Raw genomic sequence first — 12,486 nt, 5'->3', positions numbered from 1 at the left:
TTCCCGAACCGGCGGGAGCCCCGGTCCCGCCCTTCCGGGGCCCGCCCCACCCGTTCGGCGGCACCCCCGCGATGCCGCGCCGCCCGGCCGGGTACCTCACCAGGCATGCCCTCCACACCCGGTCCGCCGCACGACGGTGCCCCCACCGAACACGGCCACTGGTTCCGACGGGTCCACGACCGCGTCGCCGCCTCCTCCGTCGGCCTCGCGTGGAACCGCGGCCGCGCCATGGAGCTCATGCACCGCGCCATGGGCTTCGCGGCGCTCAGCCTGCTCACCCTCGTCCCCCTCCTCATCGTCGTCGCGGCGGCCGACCTGGCCAGGGGGCAGGGCTTCGCCCGCTGGCTCGTCCAGGGCCTCGGCGTCACCGAGGTCTCCCAGGAGGAGGTCGAACGGCTCTTCGGCCGGCCGGGACAGGCCCTGCAACGCACCACCGCCTTCGGCCTCGCCGCCCTCGCCGCCTTCGGCGTCACCTTCGGATCCGCCGTGCAGACCGGGTACGAACGGGTCTGGGACCTCCCCACGGCCCGCTGGCACACCATGTGGCGGCACGTCGTCTGGCTCGCCGTCCTCGTCGCGGCCCTCCTCGTCTTCGTCGCCTTCCCCGCCCCCGAGGACGCCCCGGCCCTCACCACCGCCGCCGTCGCCCTCGGCGACACCCTCGGCACCTTCCTCTTCTTCTGGTGGTCCCAGCGCTTCCTGCTCTGCGGGCGCATCCGCTGGCGCGCCCTCCTCCCCGGCGCCGTCCTCACCGCGCTCGGCCTCCTCGGACTGCGGATCTTCTCCCAGCTCGTCTTCTCCCCCCTCATCGCCTCGAACGCGGTGACGTACGGCCAGTTCGGCACCGTCCTCGTCCTCCAGTCCTGGCTCGTCGGCGTCGGCTTCGTCGTCTACGGCGGCGCCCTCGTCGGCCGCCTCGTCCACGAGCAGCTCGTCCGGCGCCGCCTGCGCCGACTCCCGTACCGCCCCGGAGGCTCCGAGGGAAAGGCCTGATCACACGATCCGGTGATCCGCCCGCGAGCGGCCGGGCCGTGCTCCCGCGACCGCTTGGATGGAGGCGATCCCATCGGCCCGTCGAGAGAGAGCCGCCCATGGCGCACACCTGGCTGCCGCCCGTCGAATACGTAGCGACCCTGCCGAGAGCGACGGCCTACGCCTGCCTCTACTTCACCGACACCAGGGGCCGCCCCCTCCAGCTGCGCGCCACCTACCACTCCGGGACGTGGCAGTGGCCGGGCGGCAACATGGACCCGGGGGAGACGCCCTGGGAGACGGCGGTGCGCGAGTGCCGCGAGGAGACCGGGATCGTCTTCACCGGCGAGCCCCGGCTGCTCGGCACCCACTTCACGACCGACCGGGGCGACGCCTGGCCCGCCAACCACATCGGCTTCGTCTTCGACGGCGGCGAACTGACGGACGAGCAGATCGCCGCCGTCGTCCTCGACCCCGACGAGCACAGCGAGTACGCCCTGCGCACCCTCGACGAGTGGGAGCGGGAGATGGACCCGGCCGAGTTCGCCCGCCTCGCGGCGACCGACCGCGCCCGCCGGACCGGAATCCCCCTGTACGCGGAGACCGGTTCGTAGGAGGGGCGAACGCGTGCCGGTGCGGCCGGTCGGCCGCACCGGCGGCGCGCCCCCGGGACCGGCAGCCCACCGGGCGGGCGACGTCGACCACGAGACGCTCCGGCGCGCGCGGCCGGAAGGACCTGTGGACCGGTTCGACGCCGAAGGCCGCTCCGAGGGTGACCACGCCCTCGGAGCCGCCCGTCGGCGCGACCCCCTTGAGCACCGGCGGGGAGACCCCGGCCGGCCGGGCCCCGGTGCACGGACCGTCCGGCGTCGTCGTGGGCGGCGGGGGAGAGCCCGAGTGCTCGGGGACGGTGGTGTCACCGGGGGAGACACCCGTCACGGCCGTACGGTTCCATCCGATATGGGGTAGAAGTGCGCTATGTGCTGGAGCGCGACGGCCGACCTCTGGGCGGGCCTCGGGATCGGCGCCGTGGGCGTGGCCTCCCTCGCCTCCGTGCGGCGTCCCGGGGACGCGCCGCTCGCCGCCCTGCCCCTGCTCCTGGGCGCCCACCAGGTCGTGGAGGCCGCCGTCTGGCACGCCGGCGGCGGATCCGGGCCCGCCACCCTCGCCTGGGCCGTCATCGCCCTGCCCCTGCTGCCCCTCTGGATCCCCGTCGGCGTCCTGACCGCCGCCCGCCCCGCCGACCGGCGGCGCCTGCTCCCGCCGCTCGCCGCCGGCCTCGCGACCGCCGGCGTCCTCGCGCACCGGCTCGCCACCGGCCCCGTCACCGCCGAGATCCGCGGCCGCACCCTCGGCTACGTCGTCGACCTGCCGCACGCGCCGCTGCTCCTCGCCGCGTACCTCCTCGCCACCGTCGGCGCCCTGCTCCTCGCCCGCGACCGGCTCCTGCGCCTGCGCCTGCTCGGGCTCCTGACCGGGGCCGGAGCCGCCGTCTGCGCCCTCCTGTGGACCACCGAGTTCGTCTCCACCTGGTGCGCCCTCGCCGCCGTCGCCTCCCTGCTGCTGCTCGTCTGGGTGCGGGGCCGGACCGGGCCCGATCCGCGTCCGATCCGGGCAAGCCCGTAACCCCCCGGCCGTTCAGCAGTTGACCCGGGCATGAAGAAGCGCAGCATGCTCGCCATCGCCTCCCTCGCCGCAGGCGTCGTCACGGCCCTCATCACGCCCCCGCCGCAGGCGAACGCCGTCGTCGGGGACAACCCCGTCGGCAGCCCCCTCGGCCTCCTCCAGGAGGACCGGGGCGCCGAGAGCGTCCTCCAGGACACCGTCCAGGGCGCCGGGGGCGCCCTCCAGTCCCCGGAGACCGGCGGACTGCTCTAGCCGGTCCGTCCGCCGTGTCCGCCGGTGCGGACCCGTGCCCCGCGCCCCCAGGGCGGCGGGGCACCGGCGTGCCGTGACGCGGCCGGAGGCAGCCCGTGCGCACCCGGTGCGCGAGTAATGACAGGATGTCCCCATGAGCGACAACGTTTACTTCGACATCACCATCAACGACGAGCCCGCGGGCCGCATCGTCTTCCAGCTGTTCGACGACGTCGTGCCGAAGACCGCGCAGAACTTCCGCGAGCTCGCCACCGGCCAGCACGGCTTCGGTTACGCCGGCTCCCCGTTCCACCGCGTCATCCCGCAGTTCATGCTCCAGGGCGGCGACTTCACCAACGGCAACGGCACCGGCGGCAAGAGCATCTACGGCGAGAAGTTCGCGGACGAGAACTTCCAGCTGAAGCACGACCGCCCGTTCCTGCTCTCCATGGCCAACGCCGGCCGGAACACCAACGGTTCGCAGTTCTTCATCACCACGATCGTCACCGACTGGCTCGACGGCAAGCACGTCGTCTTCGGCGAGGTCGTCGAGGGCCAGGACCTGGTCAAGAAGATCGAGGGCCTCGGCTCCCGCTCCGGCGCCACCAGCGCCTCCATCAAGGTCGCCGAGTCCGGCGTCGTGAAGGCCTGATCGCCTTCCGGAGCTGAGCGGAGGCCTCCGGGCCCCTGCTCGCCGACCCCGGCCGGGGCGGGAACGCGGTCCCACGGACCCGTGTTCCCGCCCCGCCGCGTCCTTCCGGGGCCCGCCGCGCTCCGAAGCCGGGCGCGGCCCCGGGACGGGCTCAGCCCTCCGAAGGGCCCTGCTCGCCGAAACGGCGCTCGAACCTGGCGATCCGGCCCTCGGTGTCCACGGTCCGCGCCTTGCCCGTGTAGAACGGGTGGCTCTCGGAGGAGATCTCGACGTCGATCACGGGATACGTGTTGCCGTCGTCCCACTCGATGGTACGGTCGCTGGTCGCGGTGGAGCGGGTCAGAAACGCGTACCCGGCCGAGCGGTCGCGGAAGACCACGGGGCCGTACTCGGGCTGCTTGTCCTGCTGCACGTGTCCTCCTCGGGCTGCCGCCCTGACTCGTCCGGCCTGATCGGCGCGGCACCCCCAGCCTCCCCGGGGCCGGGGCCGCCGACCAGCGCCGCGGGCCCGACCGGGTGAACCGGGCGACGGGACACGTACACGCGTACCGCCCCCGCGCTCCTCCGGCCGGCGCGGACCACCCCGTACGGTTCCTCCGGCCGGCGCCCATCACCTCGTACGGCCCTCTTGGACAGGCGCCCCTCGTACGGCTCAGCCGCGCTCCGGCCAACGCGCCGCGAGCAGCAGGGCGATGTCGTCCGGCCGGGCCGTGGCCTGCCGGGCCTCCCGGGTCAGCCGGTCGGCCGTCTCCGAGAGCGGCAGCGAGGCCGTCGCGGCGAGCTCCCGGCGCAGCCGCTCGATCCCCTCGTCGATGTCCCTGCCCGGCCGCTCCACGAGCCCGTCCGTGAACAGCGCGAGCACGGCCCCGGGGGCCAGCCGCAGCCGGGACACCGGATACGTGGCCCCGTCGTCGATCCCGAGGACCATCCCGCCCGCCAGGTCCAGTTGCCGCGCCGTCCCGTCCGGCCGCAGCAGCAGCGGCTGCGGGTGCCCCGCCCGCACCGCCCGCACCTCGCCCGTCTCCGGATCGAGCAGGACGTAGCAGCAGCTCGCGAACTGCCCCGGGTCCAGGTCGATCAGCAGCCGGTTGGTGCCCCGCATGACGTCCTGCGGCCGGTGGCCCCCGAGCGCGAACGCCCGCACCGCGCTGCGCAACTGGCCCATGGTGGCGGCGGCCGCCACCCCGTGGCCCTGCACGTCGCCGATGACCAGGGCGAGCCGCCCCTGACCCGTCTCGATCACGTCGTACCAGTCCCCGCCCACGTCCATGCCCTGCGTGCCCGGCAGATAGCGGCCCACCGTGTCCACCCCGACCCGCACCGGCAGCCGGTGCGGCAGCAGCGCGTCCTGGAGCCCGCGCGCGACCGCCGACTCGGTGTCGTACCGCTGCGCCCGCTCCAGGGCCTGCGCGATCAGCCCCGCGAGCGCCGTGAGCACGGTCCGCTCCTCCGGGCCGAACCCGCGCGGCCGGTCGAAGCCGAGGATGCAGGAGCCCACCGGCCGGCCCGAGGCGATCAGCGGCAGGAATGCCCGCGCCCCCTGCTCCGCGTCCAGCGGGAGGCCCGGATACGCCCGGCCCAACTGCTCCATCGACTCGAAGAACAGCGGCCTGCCCGTCGTCAGCGTGACCACCCCCGGTACCCGCGCGTCCAGGCCCACGCCGTCGAAGGGTTCGAGGAAGCCCTGCGGGAAACCCGTCTCCCACGCCAGGTAGAGGCGCCGGTCGCTCAGCAGGTAGATCGCCAGCTGCCGCCCGCCGAACGCCGGCAGCAGCTCCTCCGTCACCACCGCCGACACCTGGCGCGCCGTCACCGCCTCGGTGAGCGCGATCGCGAGGGCCACCGGCCGGTACAGGTCCGCCGCCCGGTCCCCGGGCGAGGCCGGGTCGTCCGCGACGCGCCGCCCCGTCCCGGCCCCGTGCGCGCGGGCCGCCGCCCCCTCCTCGGGCTGGAGCACCATCGTCACCCCGTCCCGCCCCGGATGCAGCGAGACCGACAGCCAGTGACCTCCCTCGGGGCGGGCCAGGAAGCGCACCGGTTCGCCCGAGAGCAGGGCGGCGCGCAGCTGCTCCTTGTGGAAGGCGTGCCCGAACCAGGGCAGCGCCTCCCACAGCGGACGCCCGGCCAGGTCCCTGCGCGGCCGGCCGAGCAACTGCTCCGTGCGCTCGTTGACGTACGTGACGCGGCCGAGCCGGTCGACGGCCAGGAGCGCCCGCGGCAGCCGGTCGGTGGCGTCCGAGCCGATCAGGCCGGTGCCGAGGTCGACGAGGGTGCCCACGAGCCGGGAGCCCTTCTCGGCGCCGGTCCGCCGCGCGCGTGCGGACACCTCCAGGAGGTGCAGCCCGCCGTCCGGGCCCTTCAGCCGGAGCCTGCGCACCAGCGGGCGCCCGCCGGCGCCCGTCGCGTGCCGGGCCGCCGCCCACAGGGCGTATCCGTCCTCCGGCTCAAGGAGGGACATCAGGGTCTCGATCGTGCAGGCCGAGGGCACGCCCGCGCCGAGGATCTCCACGAGCCCCTCGTCCATCGTCACGGTGCCCGCGCCCAGGTCCCAGTCGAAGGAGCCGAACCGCACCGGAGGCCCCGAACCGGTCGGCAGCTGCACGCACACCGGATCGCCCGCCCACTCGACCGCCGTCCCCCGGTGGGACAGCTCGGCGAGGGCCTCGCCCAGCCGGAGCGCGCCCCGCGTCATCCGGCTCCGGTCCCGTGCGTCCACCGGCGCGCCCGGGGTGGGCGCGCGCAGCGCCACGAGCACGCCGAAGCGCTCGCGGCCCGCCGTCACCGGCGCGTACAGCGAGGCGAAGGGGAACGGCAGGCTCGCCACGAGCTGGGGGAAGCGCCGCATCGCCTCCTCGACGTCCGCGAGGTGGACGGCCTGGCCCGAACGGTGGACCTCCGCCACCGGAAACGGGCGGTTGGCGTGCATCCGCCACCACGGACGGAACAACGGCCCCGGCAGCCCCACGAGGACCGCGAGCCGCAGCAGACCGGGCGTCTCGGAGCGCAGGTACACCCCGCCCGCGTACCCGCCGACCTCCTCCACGGCCCCGAGCGCCGCCTCCGCGAGCGCCCACGTCAGGGCCACGGGAGCGGGCTCGCCGCCGGCTCCGCTCCCGGACGGACGCCCGGTACCGCCCGCCGGGCCGGGGCCGGAAGCGCCGTGCGAGGTCACACAGCCAGGATGCCCCGGGAGCCGGAGCGCCCGCATCCCGGGAAGCCCCTCCGCCGGTCGGGTTCCCCCTGGCCGGAGAGTCCCGGAAGCCTTTCGCCGGAGCTGCCGGAGCTGCCGGAGCTGCCGGAGCCGCCGGAGCTGCCGGAGCCGCCGGGGTCGCCGGAGCCGCCGGAGCCGCCGGAGCCGCCGGGGAGTCGGCCGACCGGCGCGCGATCGTCCTCGCCGAGCGGCCCGACGCGCCTACCCTGGAGGAGCGTGGCCGTCCCGGGCCCGCCCGGGCGGGCGCACGGCCGGAAGGGCGTCGGACCATGTTCTTCAGCGATCGCAGTGACGCGGGACGGCAGCTCGCCGCCCGGCTCGACCACCTCAGGGGCCGGGACGTCGTGGTCCTCGGCCTCCCGCGCGGCGGCGTGCCGGTGGCCGCCGAGGTCGCCGACGCCCTCGACGCCCCGCTCGACATCTGCCTCGTGCGGAAGCTGGGCGTGCCCCACCGGCCGGAGGTCGCGATGGGCGCGATCGGCGAGGGCGGCGTGCGGGTGCTCAACGACGGGGTGATCCACGAGGCCGGGGTGGACGACCGCGCGCTGGCCGCCGTGGAGGAGCGCGAGCTGGCCGAACTGGACCAGCGCGCCCGCCGCTACCGGGGCAGCCGGACGCCCGTGCCCCTCGAAGGGCGGACGGTCCTCGTCGTCGACGACGGGCTGGCCACCGGTGCCACGGCCCTGGCCGCCTGCCGGGTGGTCCGCGCCCGGGGAGCGGCCCGGATCGTCCTCGCGGTGCCGGTCGCCCCGCCCGGCTGGACGGCCCGCCTCGGCGGCGAGGCCGACGAGACCGTCGGCGTCCGCACCCCGGAGGGGTTCTACGCCGTCGGCCAGTTCTACCGGGAGTTCCCGCAGACGCCGGACGACGAGGTGATCGCCTGTCTGGACCGGATCCGGGCCGGGCGCGACCCCGTCGTCCGGGACACGGAGGTGCGGATCCCGGTCGACGGCGCCGTGCTCCCCGGGAGGCTCGCCGTGCCCGAAGGGGCCGCAGGGCTCGTCCTGTTCGCCCACGGCAGCGGCAGCAGCCGCCACAGCCCCCGGAACCGGGCGGTCGCGGCGGAGCTGAACGGGGCCGGTCTCGCAACCCTGCTGTTCGACCTGCTCGGCGAGGCCGAGGCGGCCGACCGGGCGCACGTCTTCGACACCCCGCTCCTCGCGGGCCGGCTCGCCGGAGCCACGGAGCGGCTGGCCGAGCGGCCCGACGTCGCGGGCCTCCCGCTCGGCTACTTCGGCGCGAGCACGGGGGCGGCGGCCGCGCTGTGGGCGGCGGGCGACCCCGCGTCCCCCGTCGCAGCCGTCGTCTCGCGCGGCGGACGGCCGGACCTCGCGGCCGACCGCCTGGCCGGGGTGCGGGCCCCGACCCTCCTGGTGGTGGGCGCCGAGGACCCATTGGTCCTGGACCTCAACCGGCGGGCCGGGGCGCTGCTGCGCTGCGAGAACCGGCTGGCCGTGGTGGAGGGCGCCACCCACCTCTTCGAGGAGCCCGGCGCCCTGGAGGAGGTGGCGCAGCTCGCCACCTCCTGGTTCACCGGGCACTTCCGGGGCCGGAGAGCCCCGGCGACCGGTGCCGACCAGCCGGCGCCGACTAGTAGGCCCCGTTGACGTTGTCGATGGAGCCGTAGCGGTCGGCCGCGTAGTTGCAGGCGGCGGTGATGTTGGCGACCGGGTCGTACAGGTCCATCGCCGTGCCGGGCACGTGGTACGCGAGGAACGTCGGCTCGATGACCTGGAGGAGGCCCTTCGAGGGGGTGCCGTTCACGGCGTTGACGTCCCAGTTGTTGATGGCCAGGGGGTTGCCGGAGGACTCGCGCATGATGTTGCGGTGGATGCCCTCGTAGGAACCGGGGATGCCGTGCCGGGCCATGACGTCCAGCGACTCCCGGATCCAGCCGTCGAGGTTGTCGGCGTACTGGGGGACGGCGGCCGGGGCGGCGGCGACCGCGGGAGCGGCGGCGGAGGCGCCCGTGCCGGTGGTGGCGGTGGCGGCGGTCGGCGTGGCGCGGCGCTCGGAGCGGTTCGCCCGTTCGGCCGTACCGGACCTCTCTGCCCTCTCCGCCTTCGCGGTGCTCTTCCGCTCGGCCTTTTCCTGCGTCTTGGCCCGCGCGGGAGCGGCCTCGGCCGAACCCCGATGAATCGTCAGTTCCAGGCCGGGGTGAATGAGTGACGGGTTGTCACCCACGGCGCTCTGGTTGGCGCGGTAAAGGCTCTTCCAGCCTCCCTGAATTCCCTTCTTCTGGGCGATCAGGGAAAGCGAGTCACCACTCACGACGGTGTACGTGCGCGTGGCCGCCGGGGCCTTGGCGGCGACCGGCGCGGCGGGAGCGGCGAAGGCCCCGACGGCGATCTCCGGGGTCCCGGCGGCGGTCGCGGCGGTCGCGGCTCCGGCCGTGGTGGGGGCGATCAGGGGCAGGGACAGCGCGACCCCACCGGTTCCGACCAGGGCCAGACCGCGGGAGACGCGGCTGCGGCGGATGCGGCGGTGCTTACCGTGTGCAGGCATGACGGATTCCTCTCCGGCGCCTACGAGGTGAGCTGTCGGGTTCGGACGGGAGATGTCCGGCCGCGCGCACGCGGCTGCACCCCGAGCCGTCCCGGATTCCGGGCCGGCGTATTCGTGGGTCCCCCGCTCCTGCCGTCGGGTGAAAAGGGAGGTTGTCGAGCGGCGGCAGGATTAGGCGTTCCGCTCGAATGGAGGTGACCGTAGGCCAGTAATGCGGCGAATAACAAGAGGATCAGGGAGGCGGTCCTCTTTATTGGATCACTGAATTCGGGGAATTCAAGATCGGTCGGGCCGCGGAAGCGCCGAACTTCCTTGTGCGGCACGGGGCGGGGCGGGCGAGGGTCGTGTGCCCGGCCGTGCGGAGTGAGTCGCGTCACCCGGTGGGTTATGTCCGAATATGCGGCGTAATTCCATTGATGGAGAAATAAGCCGAAAATCTATGGAGTGAGACCCTGTGCGGGAGTGAGGGCGCTTTGGGTGCATCGCGGTCACTCAAGGGCAAAGGGCGCAAAGCCGACATCCTTCTCGAAGGATGGAGTGACCGACCCAGGAGCCGCCCGATGTCCCCCGCCCCTCAGTTCGCCCCCGACGCCCTCGACCGCGAGGCCGCCGCCCTCTACGAGAGCGCCGTCTGGCAGCGGATCGTCACCGACTGGACCGCTCCCGACCCGCTCGCCCCCGCCCCCGGGCCGCTGTCGCCGGGGGAGGAGCGGAGCTGGCGGGACCTGCTCAGCGTGCCCGTGGAACGGCTCGTGGCCGAGGCGCTCGACGCGCTCCCCGCCCCGGGCCCGGTCGAGCGCCTCCCCGGCCGGATCGGAGCCGTGCTGCCGGACCGCCTCCACGCCTGGCGCCGCATCGGCCGGCCCGAGCTGCGCCCCTCGGTCCACCTCGGCTACGCGCGCCTCGTCCTGACCGAGTGGGGCTGGCAGAACGCCCCGTACAGGCTGCGCGACAGGCGCGGGGCCCGCTGTGTCTGCGGGGCGCTCCTCGCGGCCCACCGCCTCGGCCACGGCGGCGCGGACACCATGAACGAGGCGGCCGCCTGGATCATGACCGAGCTGCGGTCGCGGGGCTGGCGGGACCTCATCGGCCCGTGGAACAGGGCGCCCGGGCGCACGGCCGAGGACGCCCTCGACCTCCTCGACGCCACGATCCGGCGCGCCGCGCTCGCCGGCCGCTGACGGCGCCGCCGGGGCGTGCGGACGTCGCCCGTGCCCGTCGTCCCTCCGGTCGCCGCGGCCGGTTGCCGAGGCGTCCCTCCGCCGGGAGGGGCGGGCGGGTCAGACGGTGAGGACCTTCACCCCGGCCTCGGCGAGCCGGGCGGCGGTCTCCGGCGCGATGCCGGTGTCGGTCACCAGGGTGTCGATCCGGTCCAGGCCGCAGATCCGCGCGAACGCCCGGCGGCCCATCTTCGAGGAGTCGGTCACCACGACCACCCGGCTCGCCCGCTCCGCGAAGAGCCGGCTGATGCTCGCCTCGTCCTCGTGGTGCGCCATCACGCCCAACTCGGCGTCGATCCCGTCGATTCCCAGGACCACCACGTCGAGCACCACCTCACTGAGCACCCCGACCGTCAGCGGGCCGACCAGCTCGTAGGTCTGGGGCCGTGCGACGCCGCCCGTCGTGACGATCTTGATCTGCGGGCGCACCGCGAGCTCGCCCGCGATGTTGAGCGCGTTGGTGACCACGGTCAGCGCCGGGCCCGAGGGCGCCGCCGGTCCGGGGGCCTCGGCGCGTCCGCTCGCGAACCGCAGCGCCAGCGCCCGCGCCACCTCCGTCGTCGTCGTGCCGCCGTTGAGCCCGACGACCTCGCCGGGCGCGACCAGGTCGGCCGCGGTCTCCGCGATCCGCTTCTTCTCCGGCGCGTGCCGCGTCGACTTGTAGCGCAGGGGGAGTTCGTACGACACGCCGTGCGCGACCGCGCCGCCCCGCGTCCGGACGAGGAGCTGCTGCTCGGCGAGTTCGTCGAGGTCCCGGCGGATCGTGGCCGCGGAGACGTCGAGCGTCGCCGCCGCCTCCTCCACCTCGATCCTTCCCGAGGCCGCCAGCAGTTCGAGGAGCGTGTTCCACCGCTCGTGCTTGGACATGGGTCCCTCCCTCCCGGTCGTGCGAGCGTCCGATTCTAGCCGTCGACAGGTGTGGGATCTGGAAACGTCATGCATGTTTCTGCTTGAATGTCTTCGACTTCAAGCATGTTCGTTCAATATCTCGCAGTCTTTCTTGCAAGGAGACCGGCATGAGCACCACCCGCACCGCCGTGGAGATCGCCTCCCAGCCGGCGACCTGGCGCCAGGCGGCCCGCACCCTGCCCCGGCACGTCGCCGCCCTGCCCCGGCGGGGCGAGCGGGTGGCGGTCGTCGGCTGCGGCACCTCCTGGTTCATGGCCCTGGCCTACGCCGAGCTGCGCGAGTCCGGCGGCCACGGCGAGACCGACGCCTTCGCGGCCTCCGAGTTCCCCCACGGGCGCCGCTACGACCGGGTCGTCGCCCTCACCCGCTCCGGCACCACCAGCGAGGTCCTCGCCGTCCTCTCCCGGCTGCGCGGCACCGTGCCCACGGGCGCGGTCACCGCCGACCCCGCCACCCCGGTGACGGACCTCGCCGACGAGGTCGCCGTCCTCGACTTCGCGGACGAGGAGTCGGTCGTCCAGACCCGCTTCGCCACCACGGCGCTCGCCCTCTTCCGCGCGCACCTGGAGGCCGAGGACGCCCTCCCCGAGGGCGTGTCCACCGTCGAGGACGCCGCGCGGGACGCCGAGCAGGCCCTCGCCTCCCCGCTGGGCGAGGACGTCCTCACGGCCGGGCAGTTCACCTTCCTCGGCAGCGGCTGGACCTACGGACTCGCCCTGGAGGCCGGCCTCAAGATGCGCGAGGCGGCGGGCGCGTGGACGGAGGCGTACCCCGCGATGGAGTACCGCCACGGTCCGATCAGCATCACCGGACCCGGCCGGGTCGCCTGGGGCTTCGGCACCCTCCCCGCCGGACTCGCGGACGACGTGCGGAAGGTCGGCGGCATCCTCTCCGAGAGCGGCCTCGACCCCCTCGCGGACCTGGTCCGCGCCCAGCGCCTCGCCGTCGCCGTCGCGGAGGCCCGGGGCCTGAACCCCGACACCCCGCGCAACCTGACCCGCTCCGTGGTCCTCCCCGACGTCCATGCCTGACGGTCCGACACCCCCGCCCGGTGACACGGCGGCCGCGTCCGACGGCCGGGCCGTCGTGTCCGGCGCCCCGCCGGCCGCGCCCGGCCGCCGCCGCGCCGACCGCACCCCAGAAGAAGCCGACCGCATCCC

Annotated in this window: 12 protein-coding genes and 1 riboswitch; of the genes, 8 read left to right on the top strand and 4 right to left on the bottom strand. The window is 75.0% G+C overall.

Annotated elements, in window-relative coordinates; all coding sequences use genetic code 11:
• The first annotated feature begins 105 nt into the window (after positions 1–105).
• The 5 genes from ACIQKA_RS19360 to ACIQKA_RS19340 all read left to right on the top strand — a co-directional run bounded on the left by ACIQKA_RS19360 (position 106) and on the right by ACIQKA_RS19340 (position 3,481).
• Complete coding sequence (locus ACIQKA_RS19360) at positions 106–993, top strand: YhjD/YihY/BrkB family envelope integrity protein (protein ID WP_402541667.1); 888 nt, start codon at positions 106–108, stop codon at positions 991–993.
• A 98-nt stretch (positions 994–1,091) separates the two neighbouring features.
• Positions 1,092–1,586: an NUDIX domain-containing protein gene (locus tag ACIQKA_RS19355; RefSeq protein ID WP_383154328.1), complete on the top strand. Its 495-nt coding sequence runs from the start codon at positions 1,092–1,094 to the stop codon at positions 1,584–1,586.
• 364 nt (positions 1,587–1,950) lie between these two features.
• Positions 1,951–2,598 (top strand): DUF6629 family protein, encoded by a 648-nt coding sequence (locus ACIQKA_RS19350; RefSeq protein ID WP_402541666.1) that lies wholly within the window; start codon positions 1,951–1,953, stop codon positions 2,596–2,598.
• A 30-nt stretch (positions 2,599–2,628) separates the two neighbouring features.
• Positions 2,629–2,850 (top strand): hypothetical protein, encoded by a 222-nt coding sequence (locus tag ACIQKA_RS19345; protein ID WP_383154333.1) that lies wholly within the window; start codon positions 2,629–2,631, stop codon positions 2,848–2,850.
• Between the two features lie 133 nt (positions 2,851–2,983).
• The gene (locus ACIQKA_RS19340; RefSeq protein WP_383154335.1) at positions 2,984–3,481 is read left to right on the top strand and encodes a peptidylprolyl isomerase; all 498 of its coding nucleotides are present in this window, start codon (positions 2,984–2,986) and stop codon (positions 3,479–3,481) included.
• Positions 3,482–3,632: 151 nt separating this feature from the next.
• Here the strand turns inward: ACIQKA_RS19340 and ACIQKA_RS19335 are convergent, their stop codons facing one another.
• Both ACIQKA_RS19335 and ACIQKA_RS19330 read right to left on the bottom strand, forming a co-directional pair.
• The gene (locus ACIQKA_RS19335; RefSeq protein ID WP_383432897.1) at positions 3,633–3,893 is read right to left on the bottom strand and encodes a type B 50S ribosomal protein L31; all 261 of its coding nucleotides are present in this window, start codon (positions 3,891–3,893) and stop codon (positions 3,633–3,635) included.
• A gap of 240 nt (positions 3,894–4,133) precedes the next feature.
• Positions 4,134–6,653 carry a SpoIIE family protein phosphatase gene (locus tag ACIQKA_RS19330; protein ID WP_402541665.1) on the bottom strand — a complete coding sequence of 840 codons (2,520 nt, stop codon included), beginning with the start codon at positions 6,651–6,653 and terminating at the stop codon, positions 4,134–4,136.
• Positions 6,654–6,961: 308 nt separating this feature from the next.
• On the opposite strand from ACIQKA_RS19330, the gene ACIQKA_RS19325 reads away from it, so the two are divergent.
• Positions 6,962–8,299, top strand: coding sequence for a phosphoribosyltransferase family protein (locus tag ACIQKA_RS19325; protein WP_402541664.1), 1,338 nt, complete (start codon positions 6,962–6,964; stop codon positions 8,297–8,299).
• On the opposite strand, the gene ACIQKA_RS19320 is transcribed toward ACIQKA_RS19325, so the two are convergent.
• Entirely contained in the window at positions 8,283–9,197 is a 915-nt protein-coding gene (locus tag ACIQKA_RS19320; RefSeq protein WP_402541663.1) for a transglycosylase SLT domain-containing protein, read from the bottom strand. The two genes, ACIQKA_RS19325 and ACIQKA_RS19320, sit on opposite strands and share 17 nt — an antisense overlap.
• A gap of 4 nt (positions 9,198–9,201) precedes the next feature.
• Positions 9,202–9,385, bottom strand: a riboswitch (cyclic di-AMP (ydaO/yuaA leader).
• Between the two features lie 372 nt (positions 9,386–9,757).
• Here ACIQKA_RS19320 and ACIQKA_RS19315 point away from each other — a divergent pair.
• On the top strand, positions 9,758–10,378 hold the full coding sequence (locus ACIQKA_RS19315) for a hypothetical protein (RefSeq protein ID WP_402541661.1): 621 nt from the start codon (positions 9,758–9,760) through the stop codon (positions 10,376–10,378).
• A 99-nt stretch (positions 10,379–10,477) separates the two neighbouring features.
• On the opposite strand, the gene ACIQKA_RS19310 is transcribed toward ACIQKA_RS19315, so the two are convergent.
• The gene (locus ACIQKA_RS19310; protein WP_402541660.1) at positions 10,478–11,284 is read right to left on the bottom strand and encodes a DeoR/GlpR family DNA-binding transcription regulator; all 807 of its coding nucleotides are present in this window, start codon (positions 11,282–11,284) and stop codon (positions 10,478–10,480) included.
• A 149-nt stretch (positions 11,285–11,433) separates the two neighbouring features.
• Here ACIQKA_RS19310 and ACIQKA_RS19305 point away from each other — a divergent pair, with 149 nt between their 5' ends.
• Positions 11,434–12,357 (top strand): SIS domain-containing protein, encoded by a 924-nt coding sequence (locus ACIQKA_RS19305; protein ID WP_383154348.1) that lies wholly within the window; start codon positions 11,434–11,436, stop codon positions 12,355–12,357.
• The last annotated feature ends 129 nt before the right edge of the window (positions 12,358–12,486 follow it).

It is taken from the genome of Streptomyces sp. NPDC092045 (assembly GCF_044756005.1).
In the GTDB taxonomy this organism is placed as follows: Bacteria; Actinomycetota; Actinomycetes; order Streptomycetales; family Streptomycetaceae; genus Streptomyces.
This window is presented reverse-complemented; position numbering and strand designations above follow the sequence as displayed.

Bases quoted from the DNA above. Each gene is read 5' to 3' on its own strand.
- ACIQKA_RS19360 (WP_402541667.1), top strand. From the start codon at position 106: ATGCCCTCCACACCCGGTCCGCCGCACGACGGTGCCCCCACCGAACAC.
- ACIQKA_RS19355 (WP_383154328.1), top strand. From the start codon at position 1,092: ATGGCGCACACCTGGCTGCCGCCCGTCGAATACGTAGCGACCCTGCCG.
- ACIQKA_RS19350 (WP_402541666.1), top strand. From the start codon at position 1,951: ATGTGCTGGAGCGCGACGGCCGACCTCTGGGCGGGCCTCGGGATCGGC.
- ACIQKA_RS19345 (WP_383154333.1), top strand. From the start codon at position 2,629: ATGAAGAAGCGCAGCATGCTCGCCATCGCCTCCCTCGCCGCAGGCGTC.
- ACIQKA_RS19340 (WP_383154335.1), top strand. From the start codon at position 2,984: ATGAGCGACAACGTTTACTTCGACATCACCATCAACGACGAGCCCGCG.
- ACIQKA_RS19325 (WP_402541664.1), top strand. From the start codon at position 6,962: ATGTTCTTCAGCGATCGCAGTGACGCGGGACGGCAGCTCGCCGCCCGG.
- ACIQKA_RS19320 (WP_402541663.1), bottom strand. From the start codon at position 9,197: ATGCCTGCACACGGTAAGCACCGCCGCATCCGCCGCAGCCGCGTCTCC.
- ACIQKA_RS19315 (WP_402541661.1), top strand. From the start codon at position 9,758: ATGTCCCCCGCCCCTCAGTTCGCCCCCGACGCCCTCGACCGCGAGGCC.
- ACIQKA_RS19310 (WP_402541660.1), bottom strand. From the start codon at position 11,284: ATGTCCAAGCACGAGCGGTGGAACACGCTCCTCGAACTGCTGGCGGCC.
- ACIQKA_RS19305 (WP_383154348.1), top strand. From the start codon at position 11,434: ATGAGCACCACCCGCACCGCCGTGGAGATCGCCTCCCAGCCGGCGACC.